Source organism: Pseudomonas allii (genome assembly GCF_055380095.1).
Genome location: NZ_AP039450.1, coordinates 2,183,510 through 2,207,365, shown reverse-complemented (window position 1 = coordinate 2,207,365; position 23,856 = coordinate 2,183,510). Strand labels below are relative to the sequence as shown.

The window sequence follows — 23,856 nt, the reverse complement described above, 5'->3', positions numbered from 1 at the left end:
GCGTGCTTAGAAAGCGCCCATGTAATCGCGCTTGCCCACTTCCACGCCGTTATGGCGCAGCAGCGCGTAAGCAGTGGTGACGTGGAAGAAGAACTGCGGCAGGCCGTAGGTCAGCAGGTAGGCCTGGCCGCTGAAGCGCTTCTCTTTCGGCGTGCCTGGGCGAGTGATGATCTCGATGCCTTCCTTGCCGTCGATCTGCTCAGGGGTGATGGTGTCGACAAAGGCCAGGACCTTGGCGATCAGCGCTTGCAGGTCGGCGAAGGTCACTTCGCTGTCTTCGTACTTAGGCACTTCGATCTCGGCCAGGCGCGCGGAAACGCCCTTGGCGAAGTCGACGGCGATCTGCACCTGGCGCACCAGTTGGAACATGTCCGGGAACAGGCGCGCTTGCAGCAAGGCGTTCGGCTCGATGTTCTTGGCGCTGGCGTGGGCTTCGGCCTTGGTCAATACACCGCTCAGGGCGGTGAGCATTTGCTTGAAGACCGGGATGGAGGCGGCGTACAGGGAAATAGTCATGGCAGTCTCATGGTTATGGCACGGTTTGAACCAGCGGCGATTATAGACATGCCGGGCGCTTGTCTTTTATTTTTTCCGGCTTAGGCTAAGGACCTCCACTGCATAGGGAACGCGCGATGACCGCCGAGCACGACACCGACACCCCTGAGCCGCGCCTGAACAGCACGGAAATCCGCATCCTGGGCTGCCTCATCGAAAAACAGGCGACCAACCCGGAAACCTACCCCCTGACCCTCAACGCCCTGGTGCTGGCCTGCAACCAGAAGACCAGCCGCGAGCCGGTCATGAACCTGAGTCCGGGCCAGGTCGGCCAGAGCCTGCGCGCACTCGAAGGCCAGGGTTTCACCCGCCTGGTGATGGGCAGCCGTGCCGACCGCTGGGAACACCGTGTAGACAAGGCGCTGGAACTGGTGCCGGCCCAGGTGATCCTGACCGGGCTGCTGTTTTTACGCGGGCCGCAAACCGTCAATGAACTGCTGACGCGCAGCGGGCGCATGCATGATTTTGAAGATGCCGAGCAGGTCGTGCACCAGCTGGAACGCCTGATTGCGCGGGGGCTGGCGTTGCTGGTGCCGCGCCAGGCGGGGCAGCGTGAAGATCGTTATACCCATGCATTGGGCGATCCGGCGGATATCGAGGCGATCATCGCGGCGCGGGGCAATCCGATGGAGCGCGGGGGTGTCAGTGGCGTGTCTGTCGAACGCATCGAAGAACTCGAAGCGCGAATTGCACTGTTGGAAGAGCGGCTGGCCAAATTGGAACCGCTGTAACGCGGAAAAAATGTGGGAGGGGGCTTGCCCCCGATGACGGTGTGCCAGTCAATAATTTCATTGTTGAGCTACCGCTATCGGGGGCAAGCCCCCTCCCACATATGATATTCGGGGTTCTTCAGGTTCGGGCGAACGCCACGGCTTTGGCGAACTGCTCCGGCGTCGGTCGCACCCCGGTATAGAGCACAAACTGCTCCAACGCCTGGATCGCAATTACTTCAAGCCCGGTAATCACGCGTTTACCTTGGGCACGTCCACGCACGATCAACGGGGTTTCGGCGGGGATCGCCACCACGTCGAACACCGTCTCGGCAGAATCCACTGCATCGGCGTCGAATGCCAATGCATCCGCCTCAGGCCCGCCCGTCATGCCGATGGGCGTCACGTTGATCAGCATCTGCGGGCGCAGGTCGCCCAGTTCCTCCCGCCATTCATACCCCAGGTTCTGCGCCAGCGCCCGGCCCGCAGTCTCGTTGCGCGCGACGATCACGCCATGGGCGTAGCCGCCATCGCGCAAGGCACTGGCCACGGCCTTGGCCATGCCGCCGCTGCCACGCAGGGCGAAGGTCGAGTCCTTTGGCACCGCATGCTTCTTGAGTAACTGCTCGATGGCGATGTAGTCGGTGTTGTAGGCCTTGAGGTGCCCGTCGGTGTTGACGATGGTGTTCAGGGAGTCGATGGCTTGAACCGAATCGTCGAGTTCGTCCACCAAGGCAATGGCGGCTTCCTTGAACGGCATGGAAACCCCGCAACCGCGTACGCCCAACGCCCGGATACCACTAATCGCGCCGGGCAAATCCCGGCTGCTGAAGGCTTTATAGTAGAAGTTCAGGCCCAGCTGTTCGTACAGATGGTTATGAAAACGCAGGCCGAAATTCCCAGGGCGCGCCGACAGCGACATGCACAGTTGGGTGTCCTTGTTGGGGTGCATCTGCATGGGTAACTCCTTTGAGTAAGCAAATCGGTACAGACCTTACACAACCTTTACCTAGCGGCCGTGCTGTTTTTCAGAAATACGTTGTCTTAAAAGTATCCCCGCGACATTACTTGAGTCTATTGATTGCAGACCACAAGCGCTGGGGCTAACCGAGGAATGACCATGATTCGTACAATCCCCAAGATCGCCTTGCTGGTTGGCGCACTCGCGATGGCAGGCCAAGCCTCCGCCCACGGTGGTGGTTGGGGTGGCCCGGCCGTATTGGGTGCTTTAGTCGGCGCCGCTGTCGTGGGCTCCGTGGTTGCCAGCCAGCCGCGTGAGGTCTATGTGCAGCAGCCGGTGTATGTGCAACCGCAACCGGTCTATGCCGCTCCGCCGCCGGTTTATTACGCACCGCCACCGCCGGTGTATGTGCAGCAACAGGTTTACTACCGCCCGGCGCCGGTCTATTACGGCCCCCCACGTGGCTATTACGGGCCACCCCGCGGCTACTACGGCCCTCCTCATGGTTACTACGGCCGCGGTTGGTAACCGGATCGTTCGAAACAGGCCTCGCAGGATTGCGGGGCCTTTTTTTACCTGGAAAGTCCGGATTCAGGGCGTCAAGGTCGCTCTGAGGACAATGCCCGGCGCGTAATCGCACATCATCAACACCCATGTCTACTTGCCCGAACAGGCCTTGCGCTGTCATGTTTGTGTCACGAAACACTCCCACTATCGAGATTGTCCACCCAATAACAACAAGGACGACTGACCATGCCCACGCAAAACCCGCACCGCACCGCCGGCCTCTGTACGTCCAGCAAGGTCTACAGCGCCCTCACGGAACTCAAGCACCTGGAAGGCCACCGCAGCGCCAAGTTCCTCGCGTTGCTCGCGGAAAACCTGGTGCGCAAGGGGCTGCTCAGCGAGCAGGAAGTGGTGAACATGCTCGATCAGGTCGTGGACTGACGCCTCGCGTCGATGTCGACTATCGAGACAGTTGATTTTTCCTACGCCAGCCTGCCCCGTAAAGTGCCCCCAACAGCGATTGGAGGTCTTTATGCCCACAGTACAAATCATGTCCGTCATCGGCAGCGCCGTCCCCGCCCCGCTGCGCAAGCTGGGTCTGCTCGCCTGCTGGTACCTGGTACGCGATGGGGAAGCCATCAGCGGCCCACTGACCTCCCTGTCCGATGCCGAAAAACAACTGCAACACACCTCGACGTTCAAGCTCGACGCCTGATGTTCAGGGTAATGGCAGTTTGACTCGCGGCTTGCTCTCCACGAACAGCGCCCAACTGGACATGAACAGCGCCGCCACCAGCGGCCCGATCACAAAGCCGTTGAGGCCAAACACCGACAGGCCGCCCAGGGTCGAGATCAGGATCAGGTAGTCCGGCATCTTGGTGTCCTTGCCCACGAGGATCGGGCGCAGCACGTTGTCCACCAGGCCAATCACAAACACGCCGAACAGCCCCAGCACCACGCCCTGCCAGATCGCACCGCTCAGCAGGAAGTAAACGGCCACCGGGCCCCACACAATCCCCGCGCCCACGGCCGGCAGCAACGACAGAAACGCCATCAGCACCGCCCAGAGCAACGCACTGGGAATGTCCAGGAACCAGAAAATCAGCCCGCCCAGCGCACCCTGGGTCACCGCCACCAGCACATTGCCCTTGACCGTGGCGCGCACCACCCGGTTGAACTTGAGCTGCAGCCGCCGCTTCTGCGGCTCGGCCAGCGGCACCGCCGTGCGCACCTTGCGCACTAGCTCCGGGCCGTCGCGCAGCAGGAAGAACAGCAAGTACAGCATGATGAAAAAGCTCACCAGGAAATCAAACGTGCCCTGGCCGAAGCTGAACGCCTGGGTCGCAAAAAACTGGCTGCCCTGCATCGCGCTCTTGACGATCTTCTCGCGCAGGCCCTCCAGGTTGCCCATGCCGAAGCGGTCCAGCAGGTGCTGGAAGTACGGCGGCAACACGTTCTTGAACTGCTCGATATACCCGGCCACATCCAGCTTGCCGCTCTCGATGTTCTTGTAGAGCGTCGCGCCCTCTTGCACCAGCAAGGCACTGGTGATGATCACCGGCAGGATCGCGATGACCAGGCAGGCACTCAAGGTCGCCAGGGAAGTGAAATTGCGGTTCCAGCCAAAGCGCTGCTGCAGGCGGCGCTGCATCGGGGCAAAAATAATGCCGAGGATTACCGCCCAGAACACGGCGCCGTAGAACGGCAGCAATATCCAGATAAACGCGACGGTCACCAGGCCCAGCAACAACAGCAGGGTCTTGAATTGCAGGTTGGTTTGATTCATGTCCGGTCCATGTCAGAAAAGCACAGGGCCGGTATCGGCCCTGTTGCTTAGTCCGCAGCGATTCCTGGGAGTGCCGTTGGTGATCGAACAAGCGTAGACCCTATCACTGCGTGGCCTTGGCCTCATTCAACAGCGTCTGGATCATCTGCTCCTGGGCCTCGTACCGGCCTTCACCAAAATGCGTGTCGCGCACCTGCCCGTTGGCGTCGATCAGGTAATGGGCGGGCCAGTACTGGTTATCGAAGCTGCGCCAGATCGCATAGTTGTTGTCGATCGCCACCGGGTAGGTGATACCCAACTTGCGCACGTGCTCCTTGACGTTGCCGATGATGCGCTCGTAGCCGTATTCCGGGGTATGCACGCCGATCACCACCAGGCCGTCCTGCGCGTACTTTTTCGCCCAGGCCTTCACGTACGGCAGGGTGTGCTGGCAGTTGATGCAGTCGTAGGTCCAGAAATCCACCAGCACCACCTTGCCTTTCAAGGATTCGCGGGTCAGTTCAGGTGAATTGAGCCACTCGACCGCACCGCCCAGCGACGGCATGGCACCCCGTGCATTGTCCTGCGGATCGGCCTTGACCTTGCTCACCACGTAATCCACCACGTTGGGCACGTTTTCCAGCAGCCCTTTTTCCAGGCGGCTGACGCCTTCGGACGAGGTGCCGGCGAGCAGGGTCTTGTCCGCTCCGGTAGAAATCACCACCGCCGCCGCCAGTACCGCCACCCCTGCCCCACGGCGCAGCCAACCGGTCAGCGGAATGGACGCCTTGAGTCGATTGACCAGGCCACGCCCGGCAAAAATCAGCGTGCCCAGGGACAACGCACTGCCCAGCCCGTAGGCCACCAGTAGCAGGCTGGTCTGCGCATTGGCGCCTTGCAACATCGCGCCGGTCAGGATCACCCCCAGGATCGGCCCGGCGCAGGGCGCCCACAGCAGGCCTGTGGCGACACCGATCATGAGCGACTTGAGCGGGCCGGACAGCGTGCGACTGTCAGGATCGATACGGTTGCCCAACAACACGAAGGGGCGCGCCAGCCAGCCACCGACCCGCGCCGAGATCAGCGACAGCGCAAACAGCCCCATCACGATCAGTGCCACATGGCGGCCGGTGTTATTGGCCTGTATCACCCATTCGCTACTGACCACCGCCAGGCTGGAAACCAGCGCGAAGGTCAACACCATGCCGCCGAGGGTCAACAGGATCGAACGACGACTGCGGTCGACACCGGCGAACAGAAACGGCACCACCGGCAGGATGCAAGGGCTGAGGACGGTCAGGATGCCGCCCAGGAATGCGACGAAGAGCATGGTGATCACCTTATGGATACGGGAAGCCCATTAAGACCGCATGAGGTATCGCACCTGTGTCGGAAAACCGCGCGGATAAATCGATACGTATCCACAGCCGCCGTCGATACACAGCGATACAAAAATGCGCAAAGCACGACCTGGATCAATGAACCGCCCTCGCCGCTCGGCTACCTTCGCGACCTTTTGCGACCCGTGCCCATGCCTTCCATCCTCGCCCCCGAACTGCTCGCCCCCGCCGGCACCCTGAAAAACATGCGCTACGCCTTCGCCTATGGCGCCGATGCGGTGTACGCCGGCCAACCGCGCTACAGCCTGCGGGTCCGCAACAACGAGTTCGACCACGCCAACCTGGCCCTCGGCATCCAGGAAGCCCATGCCCTGGGCAAGCGTTTCTACGTGGTGGTGAACATTGCGCCGCACAACGCCAAGTTGAAGACCTTCCTCAAGGACCTGGCCCCGGTGATCGCCATGGGTCCGGATGCGCTGATCATGTCTGATCCCGGGCTGATCATGCTGGTGCGCCGGCACTTCCCGCAGATGCCGATCCACCTGTCGGTACAGGCCAATACGGTGAACTGGGCCAGCGTCGAGTTCTGGCAGCAGCAAGGGATCTGCCGGGTGATCCTGTCGCGGGAGTTGTCCCTGGAAGAAATCGACGAAATCCGCCAACAGGTGCCGGCCATGGAGCTGGAGGTGTTTGTGCACGGCGCCCTGTGCATGGCCTATTCCGGGCGCTGCCTGCTCTCGGGCTACATGAACAAGCGCGATGCCAACCAGGGCACCTGCACCAATGCGTGTCGCTGGAAATACCAGGCCACACCGGCGGTGGAAAACGCCACCGGCGATATCGTCCAGCACTGCGAGCCGACCCTGGGCATCGGCGCGCCGACCGACCAGGTGTTTCTGTTGCAGGAAGCCAACCGCCCCGATGAACAGATGCCAGCCTTCGAAGACGAGCACGGCACCTACATCATGAACGCCAAGGACCTGCGCGCGGTACAGCACGTGGAGCGCCTGACCCACATGGGCGTGCACTCGCTGAAGATCGAAGGCCGCACCAAGTCGCACTTCTACTGCGCACGCACCACCCAGGTGTATCGCCAGGCCATCGACGATGCGGTGGCCGGCCGCGCCTTCGACCGCAGCCTGATGACCGACCTCGAATCCCTGGCCCAACGCGGCTACACCGAAGGGTTCCTGCGCCGGCACGTGCACGATGAGTACCAGAACTACCAGCACGGCAGCTCGGTGTCGGAACGCCAGCAATTCGTCGGCGAACTGACCGGCGAGCGCCGGGGCGAGCTGGCCGAGGTCAAGGTGAAGAATCGCTTCACCGTGGGCAATCACCTTGAATTGATGACGCCCGCCGGTAACTTCCACTTCGACCTGGCCACCCTGCACAACGCCAAGGGCCACGCCATCGAGGTCGCACCGGGGGATGGGCACACCGTGTACCTGCCACTCCCGGCCGCGATGGACCTGCGTTTCGGCCTATTGATGCGCGATCTCTGAGGGGGCGCCGGGCAAATAAATCCCGGCCTCCATGCTTTCTCCACACAGCCTCCCCCGAACGTCCATGCGCGGTGCGCACACTCAGCCCTTCCCCAGCCTCGACCAGAAAACGGCACCAGAAGGAGTTGATATGTCTTTCAATATTGGCCTTAGCGGTCTCCACGCCGCCAATAAGCAGATGGACGTCACGGGCAACAACATCGCCAACGTCGCGACCAGCGGTTTCAAGGCATCCCGTGCGGAATTCGCGGACATCTACGCCGCCACCCGGCTGGGCACCGGCCAGAACAGCATCGGCAACGGTGTGAACCTGGCGGCGGTGTCCCAACGGTTCACCCAGGGTGACGTCAACACCACCGGCGGTATGTTGGACATGGGTATCCAGGGCGGCGGCTTCTTCGTCCAGAAAAGAAGCGACGGTTCGCTGGAGTACACCCGCAGCGGCGCCTTCCGCGCCGACAAGGACGGCTACATCACCAACAACACCGGCACCTCGCGCCTGCAAGGCTACGGGGCAGACGCCAACGGCAAGATCGCCAAGGGCGGCCTGGTCGACCTGCAATTGAACCTGGCCAGCCTGCCGCCCAAGGCGTCGACCAAAGTCGATTCGACCAGCAACCTGAACGCGTCGATGCCCGTGATCGATCAGGTCGCCAAGCCGTTCAACCCGAACGACACCAGCACCTTCAGCACCCAGTACAGCACCACCCTGTATGACTCCCAGGGCAACGCCCACCCGATGGTGCAGTACCTGGTGAAAACCGACGGCAACAAGTGGAACGCCTACACCCTGATCGACGGGCGCAACCCGAACGGCTCGGCGCCCACCGGTACACCGTCCACGCCACCGGTGCCGTCCGTATTGACCTTTGACGGCGCAGGCAAGCTCACTAGCGTCGTAACCGCAGGCGTATCCGACAAGACCCTGACCCTCACCGGCTGGGTCCCCGGGACCGTGACCAACGGCCTGTGGAAGGCCAACGGTGCGGATGCCAACCCAACCGGCATCGCCGTCAACCTGGCCAACATCACCCAGTACAACTCGGCCAGCTACCGTAACCCACCGGTCACCGATGGCTATGCCACCGGCCAGATCACCGGCCTGAAAATCGACGGCAACGGCGTGCTGTTCGCCACTTTCAGCAACCAGCAGAGCAAGGCCGTCGGCCAGGTGTCCCTGGCCAGCTTCAACAACGAACAAGGCTTGCAACCGGCCGGCGGCACCGCCTGGAGAGAGACCTTCGCTTCCGGCCAGCCGGGCTATGACACCCCGCAAGCCGGCACCCTCGGCGCGATCAAGGCCAATGCCCTGGAGAACTCCAACGTCAACCTGACCAACGAACTGGTCGACTTGATCAAGGCCCAGAGCAACTATCAGGCGAACGCGAAAACCATCTCCACCGAAAGCACGATCATGAAGACCTTGATCCAGATGACGTAGTACGCGGCTAACGCGTGGCCGCGCAGAACCGGTGGATCGCCGCACACGCCTGGCGCAGCGATGCATCGTCCAGCGTATAGGCGATGCGCAGGTACGGCGCCAGGCCAAATGCACTGCCGTGCACCACGGCCACATTGGCTTCGTCGAGCAGGGCGTGGGCCACGTCTTCGTCAGTCTCAAGCAATGTGCCGGCGGTCGTAGTGCGCCCGAGCAAACCGGCACAGGAGGCGAAGGCGTAGAACGCGCCGCTCGGGCTGGTGCATGCCAACCCAGGCGCAGCGTTGAGCAAGGACACAACCAGGTCACGGCGCTTTTCGAACACGGCACGCGATTGCTGGATAAAGTCCTGCGGGCCATTCAAGGCAGCGATGGCGGCGTGCTGGGAAATCGCGCTGGCGCCTGAGGTCTGCTGGCCCTGGAGTTTTTCCATGGCGTCCAGCAACCAGCGCGGGCCGGTGGCGAAACCGATGCGCCAGCCGGTCATGGCGTAGGCCTTTGACACGCCGTTCATGGTCAACACGCGGGGCGCCAGTCGCGGTTCGACCTGGGCCAAGGTGTGGAAAACCTGGCCGTCGAACACCAGGTGTTCGTAGATATCATCCGCCAGCACCAGCACCTGGGGATGGCTCAGCAGCACCTGCGCCAGGGCCTGCAACTCCTGCCGGCTATACACGGCGCCGGTGGGGTTGGACGGCGAGTTGAGGATCAGCCAGCGGGTGTTGGCGTTGATCGCCAACTCCAACGCTGCCGGCGTCAGCTTGAACCCGTCCTCGGCGCCGCACGCCACGATCTTCGCGGTGCCACCGCACAGCTCGACCATTTCCGGGTAGCTGACCCAGTACGGCGCGGGCACGATCACTTGATCGCCTTCGTTGAGGGTGGCGGCCAATGCGTTGTAGATCACATGTTTGCCGCCATTGCTGACGAGGGTGTCCTGCCAGGTCACGTCCAGGCCGTTTTCACGACAGAACTTCGCCGCCACCGCTTCACGCAGGGCCCGCACACCGGCCACCTGGGTGTAGCGCGTATGGCCGTTGCGGATCGCCGCGATGCCGGCCTGGCGGATGTGCTCCGGGGTGTCGAAATCCGGCTCCCCGGCGCACAACGAGATAATGCTTACCCCCTCGGCCCGGCGCGCAGCGACGCGGTCGATGATGCGGTAGGTGGCGGACGGCTGCGCCTGGGCCAGTCGCTGGTTCAACCGATTCACGATGGTTTCCTCTGCAGTGTGTGATACCCCAGGGACTCACGGGCTTGCTTGAGTGTCTTGCCCGCTTCGATCTGCGCACGTATCTGCGCCTCCACGGCTTCAATCTGCCGCGCCGTCTGCGCCACTTCGGCAGCCCGGGCGCGGGGCACCACCAGCACGCCATTGGCGTCGGCGACCACAATGTCCCTGGCACACACGCGGGCTTCACTGATGGCCACCGGCTGGTTCACCGACAGCACTTCGACGCGATCCTTGCCGGTGCGCATATAGCGGCCCCGGGTGAACAGCGGGTAGCCATCGCCCAGGGCCTTGCTGACGTCGCGGCACACGCCGTCGATCACTGTGGCGGCGATCCCACGCGCCCCGGCGTACTGGGTCATGATGTCGCCCCACACGGTGCAATCGGTGCGCCCGGCATTGGCGATCACCACCACATCGCCTGGCTGCACGTCGTCGATAAAGTCGCCCACCGAACCCGGCGGACTGTTCGCCGGTACGTATTGCACGGTAAACGCCGGGCCCACGACGGTGCCGCGATAGTTATCCAGCGGAGCGATGCCCAGGCATTGGCCGGGGATGCCCAGCTTGTCCATGGCGTCCGACACGCCCGGCGTATCCAGCCCTTCGAACAGGGCCACCAACGGTTGGTCGTTCATCGGGCAGGCTCCACGCGGATGGCTTCGAATTGGCGGTCATGCATCACATCGGCGACCGAACGGCCGCTGCGCACGGCGTCGATCATGCCGGCTTCACGGGCGGCGATGCGCTCGCCCAGGTCGAGCACTTGCTCGATCACCGCAGCAGGAATGAACACCGTGCCGCAGCGGTCGGCGATCACGTAGTCGTCTTGCGCTACGTCGACACCGCCCACGCGGATCGTCACGCCGGCATCGACCTGCACCACGCGGTTCCGCGCACTGACCATGGTCACGCCACGGCCGAAGACCGGGTAGCCAATGGCAGCGCTGCCGTCGATGTCGCGGCTGAAACCGTCGATCACCGAGCCACGGATGTGCTTGGCGACGGCGGCGTTGGCGATGATGTCGCCCCAGCAGGACACGCCATCGATGCCGCCGGCAATCACCAGCACCCGGTCATGGGTGTTGATTGCGTCGATCACTGGTGAAATCAGGTGCACCGTCGGCGCGGCGCCGGTCTTCGGCGCCAGTTGGACCGTACTGGCCCGGCCCACCACTTTCGGGCAGTCCCACAACGGCCGGATGCCTACCACCGCGCCAGGCAGTTGCAGGAAGTCCAGTGCGTCGGAAACCGTGTTGGTATCGAGTTCAGCCAGGCGCTGAAGCGGGTCGACCAGTGACATGGGATGAGCCCCTGTTGTGAGTGGGGCTCAAGTCTCACCGAGGGGCCATAATAGGTATATTCGTATTAACGTTAGGTAAACATACGCCCAGGCTATGGCTGATCAGATCCTGAACTGACCGACCAACTGCCCCAGGCGCTGGCCCAGATCGGCCAGACTGCGGGAGGTCTGGGCGCCCAGTTGGGTCTCGTCGGCCACGCTGTCCACCGCCACGGCAATCTGATGCACGCTGCGGTTGATTTCTTCGGCTACGGCGGTCTGCTCTTCGGCGGCGCTGGCGATCTGGGCGTTCATCGAATTGATGGTGCCGATCAATTGCGCCATGGTGTCCAGGGACGCCCCGGCTTCGTTGGCCTGGGCCGAGGTGCCGTCCCCGGCATCGCTGGAACGGCGCATGGCGTCCACGGCGGCTTCGGTGCCTTTTTGCAGGCGGTCGATCATGCCCTGGATTTCCTGGGTGCTGGTCTGGGTGCGGCTGGCCAGGGCGCGCACTTCGTCGGCGACCACCGCAAACCCACGCCCGGCCTCCCCGGCCCGCGCAGCTTCAATCGCGGCGTTGAGCGCGAGCAAGTTGGTCTGTTCGGCGATGGAGCGGATCACGCTGAGCACGCTGACGATGGAGGCCACGTCCTGCTGCAGGCTGTCGAGGGACACGCCGCTGCTGCGGATGTCGTTCACCAGCGCATGGATCTGCGCGATGCTGCCGTCCACCACGCGCTTGGCGGCCTGGCCTTCGGCGTCGGTCTGCTGGGCCGCGACCGAGGCGCCCTGGGCACTGCGCGCCACCTCTTGGGCGGCCGAGGACATCTGGTTGATCGCCGTGGCGACCTGGTCGGTCTCGTGGCGCTGGCGTTCCATGGCCTGTTCGGAGCGCTGGGCCTGCTCGGAGACCTGGCTGACCAGGCCGGTGAGTTGGCCTGTCATCTCGGTGATCTGGCGCACCAGGCCATGGATCTTGCCGACAAACCGGTTGAACGCGCCCGCGAGATCGCCCAGCTCGTCCTGGCTGGTGATGACCAGGCGGCGAGTCAGGTCGCCTTCGCCGGCCGCGATATCGTCGAGGTTGGCTTTCATCAGGTGCAGCGGACGCAGGATGGTATTGGCCAGCAGCATACCGACGGCGGCGATCACCAGCAGCACCACCACGGCCACGCCGAGGATGCTCAGCAGCACGCCTTCCATGCGTTTCTCGACCTTGGCCTCGACCACCGCCACCTGGGCTTCGATGCCGTCCAGGTTCACCGAGGTACCGATGACCATGTCCCATTTGGGCAGGTATTCGGTGTAGCCCATCTTGGGCACCAGTTCGGTCTGGCCCGGCTGGGTCGAGCTGTATTGCAGGTAATGGGTGCCGTCCTTGCCGACCTTGACCAGGTCGCGATTGACGTACACGCCGTTGGGGTCGCGGTTGTCCTTGAAGCTCTTGCCCACGCCATCGGGGCTGTTGCCCTTGAACAGGCGGATGGTCTCGGAGTCGTAGCCGAAGAAGTAGCCGTCCTTGCCGTAGCTGGTGTTGGACAGCAGCTTGACCACCTCGGCGCGCGCCGCGGTATCACCGGGGGCCGCCGCGTCGTAGAGCGGCTTGATGGTGGTCATGGCCACTTCGACGTAGCTTTGCAGGGTGGCCTTGGCGTCGTTGAGCAGGCGCTGGCGGGTTTCGTCCACTTCGTTGCGCGCCTGGCCCTGCAGGATCCACACGGTGGTCAGGCTGATGACCACGGCAAACAGCAACACCGGCACTACGGCGAGGGACAGGACTTTGGCCTTGAGGCTCAGACGCATGGGTTTTCTCTCTTATTAGTGGCGACTTGAGAGGTTAACGGCCGTGTAGGAAGTTTCTGTAGTGAGCGGGCTTGTCCCGCGCTGGGGGGCGCAGCCGCCCCAAATCCAGGCACCTCGTTTTTTGTGATACATCACGGTGGCTGGATTAGGGCGGCTTCGCCGCCCAACGCGGGGCAAGCCCGCTCACCACAACGGCCCATTTACCACAGCAAGCCCGCTCACCACAGCAAGCCCATTCACCACAACAAGCGCGCTGCGGTCAGAGGGTCATCGCGGCCAGCCAGCCGAATGCCAGCAGCGGAAGGTTGTAGTGCAGGAAGGTCGGCACCACGGTGTCCCAGATATGGTGGTGCTGGCCGTCGATGTTCAAGCCGGAAGTCGGACCGAGGGTCGAGTCCGAGGCCGGCGAACCGGCATCACCCAAGGCACCGGCCGTGCCGACGATGCACACGATGGCCATGGGGCTGAAACCCAGTTGCACGCACAGCGGCACAAAAATCGCCGCCAGGATCGGCACGGTGGAAAACGACGAGCCGATGCCCATGGTCACCAGCAGCCCTACCAGCAGCATCAGCAACGCCCCTACCCCACGGCTATGGCCGATGAAGGCCGCCGAGGTTTCCACCAGCGAGCGCACATCCCCGGTGGCCTTGAGCACTTCGGCAAAACCCGACGCGGCGATCATGATGAAGCCGATCATCGCCATCATCTTCATGCCTTCGGTGAACAGGTCGTCGGTGTCGCGCCAGCGCACGATGCCCGAGACCGAGAAGATCAGGAACCCGGCCAGGGCGCCAATGATCATCGAGTCCAGCCACAGCTGAATGATGAACGCCGAGGCAATCGCCAGGCCGGCCACCAGCAGGGTCAGCGGGTTGTACTGCACCGCTACCTGCTCGACCCGCTCAATTTTCTCCAGGTCGTACACACGTTTCTTGCGGTAGCTGATGAACACCGCCACCAGCAGGCCGACGACCATGCCCAGGGCTGGCAGGCTCATGGCGTGAGTGACGTTGACCTGGCTGATGTCCACACCGCTCTTGGCCACGTTGGCCAGCAGGATCTGGTTGAGGAAGATATTGCCGAAACCCACCGGCAGGAACATGTACGGCGTGATTAAGCCGAAGGTCATCACGCAGGCGATGAGGCGGCGGTCCAGTTGCAGCTTGGTCAGCACGTACAGCAGCGGCGGCACCAGCAATGGAATGAACGCGATGTGGATCGGCAGGATGTTCTGCGAGGCAATCGCCACTACCCAGAGCAGGCCGATCAGCAGCCATTTCACATGATTGCCACCGCTGGCTTCCTGGCGGTCCACCAGCAGCAGGGCTTTGTCGGCCAGCGCGTGGGCCAGGCCGGATTTGGCAATCGCCACGGCGAAAGCGCCGAGCAAGGCGTAGGACAACGCCACGGTCGCCCCGCCGCCCAAGCCGCCATTGAAGGCCTTGAGCGTGGCTTCGATCCCCAGGCCACCGGTCAGCCCGCCCACCAGGGCGCCGACGATGATGGCGATGACCACATGCACGCGGGACAGGCTGAGCACCAGCATGGTACCGACCGCGGCAATGACTGCGTTAATCATGGTTACCTCAAGCAAAAAACATAAAAAACAGGCATGCCCGCGCCCGGACGGCCATTGGGTGGCAGCCGGCGTGCAGGCTTGAAGGAGGTCTTATTAGAGGGCGCGCACTTTGCAGCAGGCAGGCGCACATGTCAAAAAGCGGCGCCGCTTTCAGGTTTAAATTGATCGTTTGAATAAAGAAAAGCCTGAAACCGCCGATACAGAGGCTCTCTGTGTTTTCAGGTAAGGATGTACCGATGTCGCTCAGGCAGCTCTCCATTCAATGGAAAATCACCCTGCTCGCTGGCTTGTGCCTGCTGGGAATCGTGACCCTGCTGGTGGGTCTGTCGCTGTATCGCATGGCGCAGAGCTCGCAGCAGGTCAAGGCCTCCAGCATGCAGATGCTGGATGAAGCCGCCCAGGCGCGCATAGAGGCCCAAGGCGAAGTGCAGGCGCTGGGCATCCGTCGCCAGTTCATGGACGCCTATCAGTACGGCCATGGTTTTTCGCGCCAGGTGCTGTTCCTGCGCGAGCAGGCCGAGAAGCGCTTTCTCGACGCCTTCGACACCCGCGAAGACCTGACCCGCCAGGTCAAGGCCGCGTTGCAGGCCAACCCGGACTTGCTCGGTCTGTCCCTGGTGTTCGAAGCCAATGCGCTGGACGGCAAGGATGAACTGTTCGCCGGCCAGACGGAGTTGGGCAGTAACGACAAGGGGCGTTTTGCCCTCTACTGGTCGCAACCGACGCCTGGCCAGTTGACCTCCATGTCGCTGCCGGAAAGCGACATGTCCGACACCAGCATCGGCCCCAGCGGCGAAAAGGCCAACGCCTGGTTCACCTGCCCGCGCACCACGCTCAAGCCGTGCGTGATCGAACCTTACTTCTACAAAATCAACGGGCAAAACGTGCTGATGACCAGCATTGTCTTTCCGTTGATGGCCAACGGCAAAGTCATCGCCTCGCTGTCGGTGGACATCAACCTCAACAGCCTGCAGGCCGTGAGCCAGCAGGCCAGCCACAAGCTGTATGACGGCCAGACCCAGGTCAGCATCCTCAGCCCGACCGGTTTGCTCGCTGGCTACAGCCCCGACGCGAGCAAGCTCAGCCAGCGCCTGGACCAGGTCGACACCGCCAACGGCGCGCAGTTGATCAGCGCCCTGACCGGCAGTACACAAATTCGCAGCCTGCGCACCGATCACCAACTCAAGGTGCTCGCGCCGTTCGCACCGATTCCGGACGGCAAGCCGTGGGGCGTGCTGCTGGATGTGCCGGAGAAGGTCCTGGTGGCCCCCGCCGAAGCGCTGAAAACCCGACTGGATGCCGACAATGCCAAGGGCACCCTGCTGGAGCTGAGCCTGGGCCTGCTGGCCGCCGTGGTCGGCTTGATCCTGGTGTGGTTGATGGCACGTAGCGTGACCCGGCCGATCCTCGGCGTGGCGCACATGCTCGAAGACATCGCCAGCGGCGAAGGCGACCTGACCCGGCGCCTGGCCTACGACAAACAGGACGAGCTGGGCCAATTGGCTGGCTGGTTCAATCGCTTCCTCGACAAGCTGCAACCGATCATCGCCGAGGTCAAACGCTCGGTGCAGGACGCCCGTGGCACCGCCGACCAATCCGCCGCGATTGCCACGCAAACCAGCGCCGGCATGGAGCAGCAGTACCGCCAGGTCGACCAGGTGGCCACCGCCTCCCACGAAATGAGCGCCACCGCCCAGGACGTGGCCCGCAGTGCGGCACAAGCGGCCCAGGCCGCACGCGATGCCGACCAGGCCACCCGCGACGGCCTCACGGTGATCGACCGCACCACCACCAACATCGGCGAGCTGGCGGCGGACATGAGCACGGCCATGACCCAGGTCGAAGGCCTGGCCGCCAACAGTGAAAAAATCGGCTCGGTGCTGGAAGTGATCCGTGGCATCGCCGAACAGACCAACCTGCTGGCGCTCAACGCCGCTATCGAAGCGGCCCGCGCCGGTGAAGCCGGACGTGGCTTTGCGGTGGTGGCCGATGAAGTGCGCAACCTGGCGCGACGGACCCAGGAATCGGTGGAAGAAACCCGTTTGGTCATCGAGCACCTGCAAAGCGGCACCACCGACGTGGTTGGCGCCATGGGCAACAGCTATCGCCAGGCCCAGGGCAGCGTCGAACAGGTAGGACAGGCGGTGACCGCCCTGCGCCAGATCGGCGATGCGGTGACGGTGATCAGCGACATGAACCTGCAGATCGCCAGCGCCGCTGAAGAGCAAAGCGCAGTGGCCGAGGAGATCAACAGCAACGTGGCGACCATTCGCGATGTGACCGAGTCGCTGTCGGAACAGGCCAATGAATCGGCGCGGGTCAGCCAGGCATTGAACAGCCTGGCGAATCAGCAGCAGGGGTTGATGGATCAGTTCCGCGTCTGAAAACGCAAGGTGATCCAATGTGGGAGGGGGCTTGCCCCCGATTGCGGTGTATCAGCTAATCTGTTTTTTGACTGGACTTCCGCCATCAGGGGCAAGCCCCCTCCCACAGGGCAATTCGATCAGCACTTTCAGGCCGCCCAGTTCAGATGCCTGCAACTGCAACACCCCGCCCCACACCTCGACAATATCCCGCACGATCCCCAGCCCCAGGCCATGGCCATCGATCTGCTCGTCCAGCCGTGCGCCACGGCTGAACACCTGGGCTCGCTGGCTTTCAGGAATGCCGGGGCCGTCATCCTCCACCGCCAGCAGGTAATGGTGCTCCGTCTCGGTGACGCTCAGGCGCACGTCGGCATCCGCCCATTTGCAGGCGTTATCCAGCAGGTTGCCGAGCAGTTCCAATAGGTCTTCGCGGTCCCAGGGCAGTTGCAGGCCCGGCGTGGCGCGGTAGCTCAGGTCCAGGTGCTCGCCGTGGATCATGGTCAGGGTGGCGAGCAGGCCGGGCAGTTCTTTATCACAGTCGAACAACGCGCCGGGCAAGGTTTCCCCGGCCAGCCGGGCGCGATTGAGTTCGCGGTTGAGGCGTTGCTGTACCTGCTCCAACTGATCACGCAGCAGTTTGCTCAGCTCAGGATGTTGCTTGAGCGTCTCGCTCGATGCCGCGCTCAACAGCACGGCCAAAGGCGTCTTGAGCGCATGGCCGAGGTTGCCCAGGGCATTGCGCGAACGCTTGAGGCTGTCTTCGGTGTGCGCCAGCAGGTGGTTGATCTGCGCCACCAGCGGCTCCAGTTCCAGGGGCACCTGGGTATCGAGTTGCGAGCGTTGCCCCTGTTGCAACTGGGCGATCTGGTTGCGCGCGGTTTCCAGCGGGCGCAAGGCACGGCGCACGGTCACCCGTTGCAGGATCAGCACCAGCAGCAGCGCTGCCAGGCCTAGCACCAGGCCGATCTGGCGCATCAGCCGAAAGCTCTCGCGCACTGGGGTGTAGTCCTGGGCCACGCTGATGGAAATCGATTGGCCAAACCGCTTGTAGTCCGCACGCAGCACCAGCAGTTGCTGGCCTTCCGGGCCGAGTTGCAGGTTGCCCTTCAGCCCCGCCTCGGGCAGGCGCGGCAGTTCCTGGTCCCACAATGAGCGGGAACGCCAGTGGACATCGGCAAAATCGATGCGAAAGTAATGCCCGGAAAACGGCCGTTGATAGGCTGGCGACAGGCGTTGCTCATCCAGCTGCACGCCGTTGGGCCCACGCACCAGCGCCACCAGCAGGTTCTCGGCGTCGTTGCGCAAACCGGCTTCCAGGTAGCGTTGCAAGCCAGCCTCGAACAACCACAGGCTGGTCTGGGCCAACACCACACCGACGATCACCATCACGCTGATCAGCCCCAGGCTCAAGCGCCGCTGGATCGACCTCATGCAGGGCTGGCGCCAAACCGGTAACCCTGGCCGCGCCGGGTCTCGATCACGCTGCGGCCCAACTTGCGGCGCAGATGGTTGACGTGCACTTCCAGCACATTGGAGTCGCGTTCGGTCTCGCCGTCGTAGAGGTGCTCGGCCAGGTGGCTTTTCGACAGGATCTGTTCGGGGTGCAGCATGAAATAGCGCAACAGGCGAAATTCGGCGGCAGTCAGCTGGATCTCATCGCCGTCACGCAGCACGCATTGGCGACCTTCGTCCAGATGCAGGCCGGCCGCTTGCAACGTCGGCTGGTTGGCTTGGCCGTGGGAACGGCGCAACAACGCCTGGATGCGCAAGTGCAGCTCTTCGGGGTGAAAGGGTTTGGCCAGGTAATCGTCGGCACCGGCCTTGAGTCCTTCGATGCGCTCGGCCCAGGAATCGCGGGCGGTAAGGATCAGCACCGGAACGACCAATGCGGCGGCACGCCATTGCGCCAGCACCTCAAGCCCTGGCAGCCCAGGCAAGCCGAGGTCGAGGATGATCAGGTCGTAGGGCTCGCTGCGGCCCTGGTACACCGCATCGCGCCCATCGGCCAGCCAATCGACGGCATAGCCCTGGCGCTGCAGGCCGGCCAATAATTCATCGGCCAAGGGTACGTTGTCTTCCACCAGCAGCAGGCGCATCAGTCTTCCTCGTCTTTGATCAGCACACCGGTACGCGCGTCCAGCTTGATCTCGCGCACCACACCTTCGGTGGTTACCAGTTCCACTTCATAGGCATATTGGCCGTGTTTCTTCTCCAGCTCGGCCTCCAGCAGGCGCGAGCCGGGGTAACGCGCCATGGCCTGCTGCAACAGTTGCTCAAGCGGCAGGATCACCCCCTGCTGGCGCAGCGCCAAGGCTTCATCCTGATTGAGGTCGCGGGCCGCCAGGCTGGAGCAGAATGCCATGAGCACCAGCGCCACTCGACTGCCGACGCGTAAATTTACCTTCATTACGTATCCTGATGGTTCTTGAGGACCTGCCCGGTGAGCGCGTCCAATTCAACGTCCCATTCGATGCCGTGGGCATCTTCCAACTCGACCTCATACACGTACTTGCCGTAGGCCTCGTCCAGGTCGGTGTCCAGCAATGTCGAACCGGGATGCAGGGCCAGGGCCGTGGCTTCCAGTTGATCGAAAGCGACAATAGTAACAGTGGCCGGCACTTTCAGTGGTTTGTCGGGGTCCACGGCTCGGGCCTGGGTCGCCGTGAGGGCGATGATACCGGCGGCGGCCAGCGCGGTGAGGCGCTTCATGATAAGTCTCCGTTACAGGGTGTTTTCCTACGCCGGCCACCGTACGCCCTGCAACTTAACTGAAACTGAATTGCCACCATGGCAATTCTCACCCAGGCCTTTGCCCCACATTCCACGAGATTTTCTATAATGCCCCGCTCGCTCGGACAGAGACCGGTATGACAGCCATCCACATCAAGTTTCCAGCCCTGACCCTCAAGGCCGGCAAACGCGCGTTTGCGCGCATTCGTGAACAAGGCCTCACGCCTGCCGAGGTGGGCATCCTGCCCGGCGCGGCCGGCGGCCCGAAGGCACTCGGCATCCAGGGCCTGGACCTGGCGCTGTTCGGCGACTGGCTGCCCCGCGCACCACGGGAACGTGCGCTGATCGGAGCCTCGATTGGCTCCTGGCGGTTTGCCAGCGCCTGCCTGCCCGACCCGGTGCAAGGCTTGCTGGACCTGGGCCGCCTGTATAACGAACAGCGTTTTGCCAAAGGCGTGACCATGGCCGAAGTCACCCAGAGCTGCCAGCGCATGCTCGACGACTTGCTCGCCGGCCGCGATGCGCGGGTGCTGGACAACCCGGATTACCGCCTGAACGTCATGGTGGTCAAGAGCCACGGCCTGCTGGCCGACGACCATCGCGGGCGGCTCGGGCTGGGCCTGTCGTCGGTGATTGCCGATAACCTGCGCGGCCGCGCGCGACTGTCACGGCACTTCGAACGGCTGATCATCCACGACCCGCGCCAGGCGCCGCCGGTGCATCCGCTGAAAGACTTCCCCTCGCGCTTCCTGCCCCTGGAGCTGGGCAACCTGCGCCAGGCCCTGCTGGCCTCGGGGTCGATCCCCATGGTGATGCAAGGCGTACGCGACCTGCCGGGCGCCGGCGCCGGCACCTACCGCGACGGCGGCCTGCTGGACTACCACCTCGACCTGCCCTACCACGGCGATGACATCGTGCTGTACCCGCACTTCACCGACCGGATCATCCCCGGCTGGTTCGACAAGGGCCTGCCGTGGCGGCGCAGTAACCAGCAAGGCTTGCAGGATGTGTTGCTGCTGGCCCCCTCCAGGGACTACCTGGCCCGCCTGCCCCACGGCAAACTGCCGGACCGTAGTGACTTCAAGCGCTTCATGGGCGACGACGCGAGCCGCAACAAGTACTGGCAGACCGCGATGAGCGAGAGCCGAAGGCTGGGCGATGAGTTTCTGGAGCTGGCGGATAACGGCAGATTGGGCGAGAGACTACAGGTCCTGTAGACGCGGGCCTCCCATCGCTAACCACGATGCAAAGCGAGCCGCTCTTGATCTTGCTTTTGATCTTAGGCGCCCCGTCAAACACGCTGGCCGGAATTCGACAGGGATTTGGGGGGTAAACCGGCAGGGATGCCGGTTTAGCCGCCCCGCGCCATGGATGGCGCGTGGCGGCGGCCCCCCCAATCTCTGTCGGATTACGGGCACACCGAGCCTAAGCGAGGTGCCGAGTGTTGGGGCAAGAGCCCTTCTGGTTACTTTTGGGGCTCTTTTCTTTTCCAAAAGTGACCCGCTGTAAGAGCGGAACCAATAGCAGCCGTTACCTGAATAACGGATATGTACTCGGTCTGATCCAACATCCTGGTCGGCTGTCAGGCCGCCTTCGCGGGCAAGCCCCCTCCCACATTTGAATCGCGGAGTAACAGTCAGATAGCGGCCGGCCGTCAGGCCGCTGACGGGAGCAAGCGCCCTCGCCATATGCAATCCATATTTCGCCAACAAGCCAACGTCGACAGAGGGACGGTATGCGCGGCGAGGGATCAAGCTGTTAAACTCGCCGGCTGCCAGATACCTGACCGAGCTGAAAATACCGTGGAAATCTTCAAAGAGTTTACTTTCGAATCCGCCCACCGCCTGCCCCACGTACCGGAAGGCCACAAATGCGGGCGCCTGCATGGGCATTCGTTCAAGGTGGCGATCCACCTCAGCGGCGACCTGGATCCCCATACCGGCTGGATTCGCGACTTCTCGGAGATCAAGGCGATTTTCAAGCCGCTCTACGAACGCCTCGACCACAACTACCTCAATGACATCCCCGGCCTGGAAAACCCCACCAGCGAAGTACTGGCCAAGTGGATCTGGAATGAGTTGAAACCCCTGCTGCCTGAGCTCAGTGCGATTCGTATCCACGAGACCTGCACCAGCGGTTGCATCTATCGCGGCGAGTAAGCCGGCGCGATGAAAAAACCACCCTCGCGGTGGTTTTTTTGTGCATGCCATTCATCAATGTAAAGCACCGTTGACACCGCAACAGCCTGTACCTAATGTAAAGCACCCTTTACTCACGGAGATGGTCATGTCGGTTAAACGCTTCCTGGTGGAATTCGCGGTGACAATGCTGGCGTATTTTGTGTGCGTCGTAGTTTCCAGCACCTACGTGTCGTCCATGCCCGACGGCGCCGCCAAAATTGCCCTGGCTTTGCTGCCCGTCATTCCGATGATCGCGATGGCGATTACGATCATCCGTCGGCTGAACGCCATGGATGAAATGGGTCGCAAGATTCAGTTGGACGCACTGGCCGTGGCCTTCGTGTGCACGGCGCTGACGACCTTCAGCTACGGCTTCCTTGAAACTGCTGGCTTTCCGCGTCTGTCGGCCTTTATGGTGTGGCCGATCATGGGCGGCGTCTGGTGTGTAGCCACGATTATCGGCACAAGGCGCTACCAATGAATAACCTGATGCGCCAGTTGCGTTCGGAACTGGGATGGTCTCAGGCTGACCTCGCCGAGCGCCTGGGTGTGTCGCGCCAGACCGTCAACGCCATCGAGACAGGCCGCTACGATCCGAGCTTGCCCTTGGCGTTCAAGATCGCCAAGGTGTTCGGGCGGCCTATAGAAGGCATCTTCGAAGCGCCAGCAAACTGATCGATTTTCCAGAGGAGTTCGCTGCAATGATGCGCCCCGCTACCAGTCATGATGTTGCTGCTATCGAGGCCATCGTCCAGACAGCCTACTCTCCGTATATCGCGCGGATCGGCCGCAAGCCCGGGCCGATGCTGGAGGACTATCCCCAGTTGGTGCAAGCCGGTGGCGTGCATGTGCTGGAGAATGCCGGACGGGTTCAGGGGTTCATTATCCTGCTACCTACCGACAGCGCGCTGTTGCTGGATAACCTGGCCGTCGCCCCGGAGGCCCAGGGCCTGGGTTTCGGACGATGGCTGATGGACTTCGCCGAACAACAGGCGCTCGATGCAGGCTTCGCCGCCATCCGCCTGTACACCAACGAGGCCATGACCGAGAACATCACGCTGTACACCCGGCGTGGCTATGTCGAGACCCACCGCGCCGAAGCAAACGGACTGCGCCGGGTGTACATGACCAAGCACTTGCAGGAGTAACCCATGGAAAACACCTGGCTGGCCCAGGCCAAACGCTTGCAGGCATTGGCCTCCACGGGCCTGCACTTCTGCACCGATGATTTCGAGCGTGAACGCCTGGAGGAAATTGCCGAGATCGCCCACAGCATGCTTGCGCAACTGGGCAATGTGCCCCTGGAGCGTATCGCTGGGTTGGTCAGCGACTTTGCCCAGCGTTACTCGACGCCGATGATCGACGTGCGCGGCGCGGTGATTGAGGGCGACCGAATTCTGCTGGTGCGCGAGCTGACCGATGGCTGCTGGGCGTTGCCAGGCGGTTATGCCGATATCGGTTTGTCGGCGGCGGAAAACATCGTCAAGGAAATTCGCGAGGAAGCGGGGCTGACGGTGACGGCGCGGGCGTTGTACAGCGTCACGCACAAGGCCAAGGGCTTGTATCGCCCGGACGTGCGGGACTTCTACAAGCTGTACTTCCTGTGCGAGCCAGTGGATCAGTCGGCACCGATGGCAGGCTTCGAGACCACCGAGGTGGGTTTTTTCCGCCTGGACGAGCTGCCGCCGCTGTCCCGCGGGCGCACCATCGAAAGTGATCTGGAGGCGGCCTTTGCCTTCCATCGCGGCGAGACCACCCACACGCTGTTCGACTGATCCAATTTGTATCACTGTCGCACCGCTTTCGTGCCCGATTGGGCACGGCGACCATTCCTTGCGGCATTCCCCCCCTGTTTGACTATAAATACTGTGCACAGTGCACAGCACCCATCGTGCGCTCGC

The 23,856-nt window shown here is 62.7% G+C and carries 26 protein-coding genes and 2 pseudogenes; 14 read left to right on the top strand and 14 right to left on the bottom strand.

The annotated features are described in order from the left end of the window. Window positions 1-6 precede the first annotated feature (6 nt). A complete protein-coding gene (locus ACZ445_RS10155) occupies window positions 7-516 on the bottom strand; it encodes a DUF1993 domain-containing protein (protein WP_248487527.1) in 510 nt (169 codons plus the stop codon). 116 nt (window positions 517-632) lie between these two features. Here ACZ445_RS10155 and ACZ445_RS10150 point away from each other — a divergent pair, with 116 nt between their 5' ends. Then, window positions 633-1,286 (top strand): YceH family protein, encoded by a 654-nt coding sequence (locus ACZ445_RS10150; protein WP_248487526.1) that lies wholly within the window; start codon window positions 633-635, stop codon window positions 1,284-1,286. A gap of 118 nt (window positions 1,287-1,404) precedes the next feature. On the opposite strand, the gene ACZ445_RS10145 is transcribed toward ACZ445_RS10150, so the two are convergent. Then, window positions 1,405-2,223, bottom strand: coding sequence for a shikimate 5-dehydrogenase (locus ACZ445_RS10145; protein WP_248487525.1), 819 nt, complete (start codon window positions 2,221-2,223; stop codon window positions 1,405-1,407). Window positions 2,224-2,379: 156 nt separating this feature from the next. Here ACZ445_RS10145 and ACZ445_RS10140 point away from each other — a divergent pair, with 156 nt between their 5' ends. From ACZ445_RS10140 to ACZ445_RS10130, 3 genes are all read left to right on the top strand, one after another. Then, complete coding sequence (locus ACZ445_RS10140) at window positions 2,380-2,754, top strand: hypothetical protein (protein WP_016980060.1); 375 nt, start codon at window positions 2,380-2,382, stop codon at window positions 2,752-2,754. A gap of 225 nt (window positions 2,755-2,979) precedes the next feature. After that, window positions 2,980-3,174, top strand: a complete 195-nt coding sequence (locus ACZ445_RS10135; RefSeq protein ID WP_010211349.1) for a hypothetical protein — start codon at window positions 2,980-2,982, stop codon at window positions 3,172-3,174. A 91-nt stretch (window positions 3,175-3,265) separates the two neighbouring features. Beyond that, window positions 3,266-3,448, top strand: coding sequence for a hypothetical protein (locus tag ACZ445_RS10130; protein WP_058425599.1), 183 nt, complete (start codon window positions 3,266-3,268; stop codon window positions 3,446-3,448). 3 nt (window positions 3,449-3,451) lie between these two features. Here ACZ445_RS10130 and ACZ445_RS10125 read toward each other — a convergent pair whose 3' ends face one another. Further along, window positions 3,452-4,519 carry an AI-2E family transporter gene (locus ACZ445_RS10125; RefSeq protein ID WP_122304863.1) on the bottom strand — a complete coding sequence of 356 codons (1,068 nt, stop codon included), beginning with the start codon at window positions 4,517-4,519 and terminating at the stop codon, window positions 3,452-3,454. Window positions 4,520-4,622: 103 nt separating this feature from the next. Continuing rightward, window positions 4,623-5,828, bottom strand: coding sequence for a cytochrome c biogenesis protein DipZ (locus tag ACZ445_RS10120; protein WP_310863601.1), 1,206 nt, complete (start codon window positions 5,826-5,828; stop codon window positions 4,623-4,625). A 201-nt stretch (window positions 5,829-6,029) separates the two neighbouring features. Here ACZ445_RS10120 and trhP point away from each other — a divergent pair, with 201 nt between their 5' ends. Further along, window positions 6,030-7,343, top strand: a complete 1,314-nt coding sequence (gene trhP, locus ACZ445_RS10115) for a prephenate-dependent tRNA uridine(34) hydroxylase TrhP (RefSeq protein ID WP_058425601.1) — start codon at window positions 6,030-6,032, stop codon at window positions 7,341-7,343. Between the two features lie 130 nt (window positions 7,344-7,473). Further along, window positions 7,474-8,784, top strand: a complete 1,311-nt coding sequence (gene flgE / locus ACZ445_RS10110; protein ID WP_464708260.1) for a flagellar hook protein FlgE — start codon at window positions 7,474-7,476, stop codon at window positions 8,782-8,784. Between the two features lie 7 nt (window positions 8,785-8,791). Here flgE and ACZ445_RS10105 read toward each other — a convergent pair whose 3' ends face one another. The 6 genes and pseudogenes from ACZ445_RS10105 to ACZ445_RS10080 form a co-directional block, all read right to left on the bottom strand. Beyond that, window positions 8,792-9,994: a pyridoxal phosphate-dependent aminotransferase gene (locus ACZ445_RS10105; protein ID WP_464708259.1), complete on the bottom strand. Its 1,203-nt coding sequence runs from the start codon at window positions 9,992-9,994 to the stop codon at window positions 8,792-8,794. Further along, complete coding sequence (locus ACZ445_RS10100; protein WP_310863604.1) at window positions 9,991-10,650, bottom strand: RraA family protein; 660 nt, start codon at window positions 10,648-10,650, stop codon at window positions 9,991-9,993. Before ACZ445_RS10100 ends, ACZ445_RS10105 begins: the two co-directional genes overlap by 4 nt. Further along, the gene (locus ACZ445_RS10095; protein WP_058425605.1) at window positions 10,647-11,315 is read right to left on the bottom strand and encodes an RraA family protein; all 669 of its coding nucleotides are present in this window, start codon (window positions 11,313-11,315) and stop codon (window positions 10,647-10,649) included. The genes ACZ445_RS10100 and ACZ445_RS10095 overlap by 4 nt, the downstream gene beginning before the upstream one ends. Before the next feature lie 102 nt (window positions 11,316-11,417). After that, complete coding sequence (locus ACZ445_RS10090; protein ID WP_425274731.1) at window positions 11,418-12,173, bottom strand: methyl-accepting chemotaxis protein; 756 nt, start codon at window positions 12,171-12,173, stop codon at window positions 11,418-11,420. Between the two features lie 102 nt (window positions 12,174-12,275). Further along, a pseudogene (locus ACZ445_RS10085) lies at window positions 12,276-13,097 on the bottom strand (cache domain-containing protein); the annotation flags it as partial. Window positions 13,098-13,356: 259 nt separating this feature from the next. Next, window positions 13,357-14,676 carry a Na+/H+ antiporter family protein gene (locus ACZ445_RS10080; RefSeq protein WP_179029810.1) on the bottom strand — a complete coding sequence of 440 codons (1,320 nt, stop codon included), beginning with the start codon at window positions 14,674-14,676 and terminating at the stop codon, window positions 13,357-13,359. Window positions 14,677-14,915: 239 nt separating this feature from the next. On the opposite strand from ACZ445_RS10080, the pseudogene ACZ445_RS10075 reads away from it, so the two are divergent. Together ACZ445_RS10075 and ACZ445_RS10070 are read left to right on the top strand one after the other, a co-directional pair. After that, window positions 14,916-16,205: pseudogene (locus ACZ445_RS10075) on the top strand (cache domain-containing protein); the annotation flags it as partial. Between the two features lie 102 nt (window positions 16,206-16,307). After that, complete coding sequence (locus ACZ445_RS10070) at window positions 16,308-17,063, top strand: methyl-accepting chemotaxis protein (protein ID WP_464708604.1); 756 nt, start codon at window positions 16,308-16,310, stop codon at window positions 17,061-17,063. A gap of 51 nt (window positions 17,064-17,114) precedes the next feature. Here ACZ445_RS10070 and ACZ445_RS10065 read toward each other — a convergent pair whose 3' ends face one another. From ACZ445_RS10065 to ACZ445_RS10050, 4 genes are read right to left on the bottom strand one after another with little or no spacing between them, the layout of a single operon-like run. Continuing rightward, the gene (locus ACZ445_RS10065) at window positions 17,115-18,476 is read right to left on the bottom strand and encodes a sensor histidine kinase (RefSeq protein ID WP_464708258.1); all 1,362 of its coding nucleotides are present in this window, start codon (window positions 18,474-18,476) and stop codon (window positions 17,115-17,117) included. Further along, a complete protein-coding gene (locus tag ACZ445_RS10060; protein ID WP_058425610.1) occupies window positions 18,473-19,141 on the bottom strand; it encodes a response regulator transcription factor in 669 nt (222 codons plus the stop codon). Before ACZ445_RS10060 ends, ACZ445_RS10065 begins: the two co-directional genes overlap by 4 nt. Next, a complete protein-coding gene (locus ACZ445_RS10055; RefSeq protein WP_058425611.1) occupies window positions 19,141-19,452 on the bottom strand; it encodes a PepSY domain-containing protein in 312 nt (103 codons plus the stop codon). Before ACZ445_RS10055 ends, ACZ445_RS10060 begins: the two co-directional genes overlap by 1 nt. After that, window positions 19,452-19,754 (bottom strand): PepSY domain-containing protein, encoded by a 303-nt coding sequence (locus tag ACZ445_RS10050; RefSeq protein ID WP_058425612.1) that lies wholly within the window; start codon window positions 19,752-19,754, stop codon window positions 19,452-19,454. Before ACZ445_RS10050 ends, ACZ445_RS10055 begins: the two co-directional genes overlap by 1 nt. A gap of 158 nt (window positions 19,755-19,912) precedes the next feature. Here ACZ445_RS10050 and ACZ445_RS10045 point away from each other — a divergent pair, with 158 nt between their 5' ends. From ACZ445_RS10045 to ACZ445_RS10020, 6 genes are all read left to right on the top strand, one after another. Further along, a complete protein-coding gene (locus tag ACZ445_RS10045; protein WP_058425613.1) occupies window positions 19,913-20,992 on the top strand; it encodes a patatin-like phospholipase domain-containing protein in 1,080 nt (359 codons plus the stop codon). A gap of 585 nt (window positions 20,993-21,577) precedes the next feature. Further along, entirely contained in the window at window positions 21,578-21,934 is a 357-nt protein-coding gene (queD, locus tag ACZ445_RS10040) for a 6-carboxytetrahydropterin synthase QueD (protein WP_003190259.1), read from the top strand. 127 nt (window positions 21,935-22,061) lie between these two features. Further along, a complete protein-coding gene (locus ACZ445_RS10035; protein ID WP_058426425.1) occupies window positions 22,062-22,436 on the top strand; it encodes a hypothetical protein in 375 nt (124 codons plus the stop codon). Continuing rightward, a complete protein-coding gene (locus ACZ445_RS10030; protein WP_063611835.1) occupies window positions 22,433-22,630 on the top strand; it encodes a helix-turn-helix transcriptional regulator in 198 nt (65 codons plus the stop codon). Before ACZ445_RS10035 ends, ACZ445_RS10030 begins: the two co-directional genes overlap by 4 nt. Window positions 22,631-22,656: 26 nt before the next feature. Continuing rightward, complete coding sequence (locus ACZ445_RS10025; RefSeq protein WP_464708257.1) at window positions 22,657-23,103, top strand: GNAT family N-acetyltransferase; 447 nt, start codon at window positions 22,657-22,659, stop codon at window positions 23,101-23,103. A gap of 3 nt (window positions 23,104-23,106) precedes the next feature. Next, complete coding sequence (locus tag ACZ445_RS10020) at window positions 23,107-23,730, top strand: NUDIX hydrolase (protein WP_179028904.1); 624 nt, start codon at window positions 23,107-23,109, stop codon at window positions 23,728-23,730. Window positions 23,731-23,856 lie beyond the last annotated feature (126 nt).

What these genes read in the sequence shown, in the direction of transcription:
- ACZ445_RS10025 (WP_464708257.1), top strand. Translation starts at nt 22,657, where the DNA reads ATGATGCGCCCCGCTACCAGTCATGATGTTGCTGCTATCGAGGCCATC.
- ACZ445_RS10020 (WP_179028904.1), top strand. Translation starts at nt 23,107, where the DNA reads ATGGAAAACACCTGGCTGGCCCAGGCCAAACGCTTGCAGGCATTGGCC.
- ACZ445_RS10045 (WP_058425613.1), top strand. Translation starts at nt 19,913, where the DNA reads ATGACAGCCATCCACATCAAGTTTCCAGCCCTGACCCTCAAGGCCGGC.
- ACZ445_RS10060 (WP_058425610.1), bottom strand. Translation starts at nt 19,141, where the DNA reads ATGCGCCTGCTGCTGGTGGAAGACAACGTACCCTTGGCCGATGAATTA.
- trhP (WP_058425601.1), top strand. Translation starts at nt 6,030, where the DNA reads ATGCCTTCCATCCTCGCCCCCGAACTGCTCGCCCCCGCCGGCACCCTG.
- ACZ445_RS10035 (WP_058426425.1), top strand. Translation starts at nt 22,062, where the DNA reads ATGTCGGTTAAACGCTTCCTGGTGGAATTCGCGGTGACAATGCTGGCG.
- ACZ445_RS10125 (WP_122304863.1), bottom strand. Translation starts at nt 4,519, where the DNA reads ATGAATCAAACCAACCTGCAATTCAAGACCCTGCTGTTGTTGCTGGGC.
- ACZ445_RS10130 (WP_058425599.1), top strand. Translation starts at nt 3,266, where the DNA reads ATGCCCACAGTACAAATCATGTCCGTCATCGGCAGCGCCGTCCCCGCC.
- ACZ445_RS10100 (WP_310863604.1), bottom strand. Translation starts at nt 10,650, where the DNA reads ATGAACGACCAACCGTTGGTGGCCCTGTTCGAAGGGCTGGATACGCCG.
- ACZ445_RS10065 (WP_464708258.1), bottom strand. Translation starts at nt 18,476, where the DNA reads ATGAGGTCGATCCAGCGGCGCTTGAGCCTGGGGCTGATCAGCGTGATG.
- ACZ445_RS10090 (WP_425274731.1), bottom strand. Translation starts at nt 12,173, where the DNA reads ATGGAACGCCAGCGCCACGAGACCGACCAGGTCGCCACGGCGATCAAC.
- ACZ445_RS10155 (WP_248487527.1), bottom strand. Translation starts at nt 516, where the DNA reads ATGACTATTTCCCTGTACGCCGCCTCCATCCCGGTCTTCAAGCAAATG.
- flgE (WP_464708260.1), top strand. Translation starts at nt 7,474, where the DNA reads ATGTCTTTCAATATTGGCCTTAGCGGTCTCCACGCCGCCAATAAGCAG.
- ACZ445_RS10030 (WP_063611835.1), top strand. Translation starts at nt 22,433, where the DNA reads ATGAATAACCTGATGCGCCAGTTGCGTTCGGAACTGGGATGGTCTCAG.
- ACZ445_RS10055 (WP_058425611.1), bottom strand. Translation starts at nt 19,452, where the DNA reads ATGAAGGTAAATTTACGCGTCGGCAGTCGAGTGGCGCTGGTGCTCATG.
- ACZ445_RS10050 (WP_058425612.1), bottom strand. Translation starts at nt 19,754, where the DNA reads ATGAAGCGCCTCACCGCGCTGGCCGCCGCCGGTATCATCGCCCTCACG.
- ACZ445_RS10150 (WP_248487526.1), top strand. Translation starts at nt 633, where the DNA reads ATGACCGCCGAGCACGACACCGACACCCCTGAGCCGCGCCTGAACAGC.
- ACZ445_RS10070 (WP_464708604.1), top strand. Translation starts at nt 16,308, where the DNA reads ATGGAGCAGCAGTACCGCCAGGTCGACCAGGTGGCCACCGCCTCCCAC.
- ACZ445_RS10135 (WP_010211349.1), top strand. Translation starts at nt 2,980, where the DNA reads ATGCCCACGCAAAACCCGCACCGCACCGCCGGCCTCTGTACGTCCAGC.
- ACZ445_RS10145 (WP_248487525.1), bottom strand. Translation starts at nt 2,223, where the DNA reads ATGCAGATGCACCCCAACAAGGACACCCAACTGTGCATGTCGCTGTCG.
- ACZ445_RS10140 (WP_016980060.1), top strand. Translation starts at nt 2,380, where the DNA reads ATGACCATGATTCGTACAATCCCCAAGATCGCCTTGCTGGTTGGCGCA.
- ACZ445_RS10120 (WP_310863601.1), bottom strand. Translation starts at nt 5,828, where the DNA reads ATGCTCTTCGTCGCATTCCTGGGCGGCATCCTGACCGTCCTCAGCCCT.
- ACZ445_RS10095 (WP_058425605.1), bottom strand. Translation starts at nt 11,315, where the DNA reads ATGTCACTGGTCGACCCGCTTCAGCGCCTGGCTGAACTCGATACCAAC.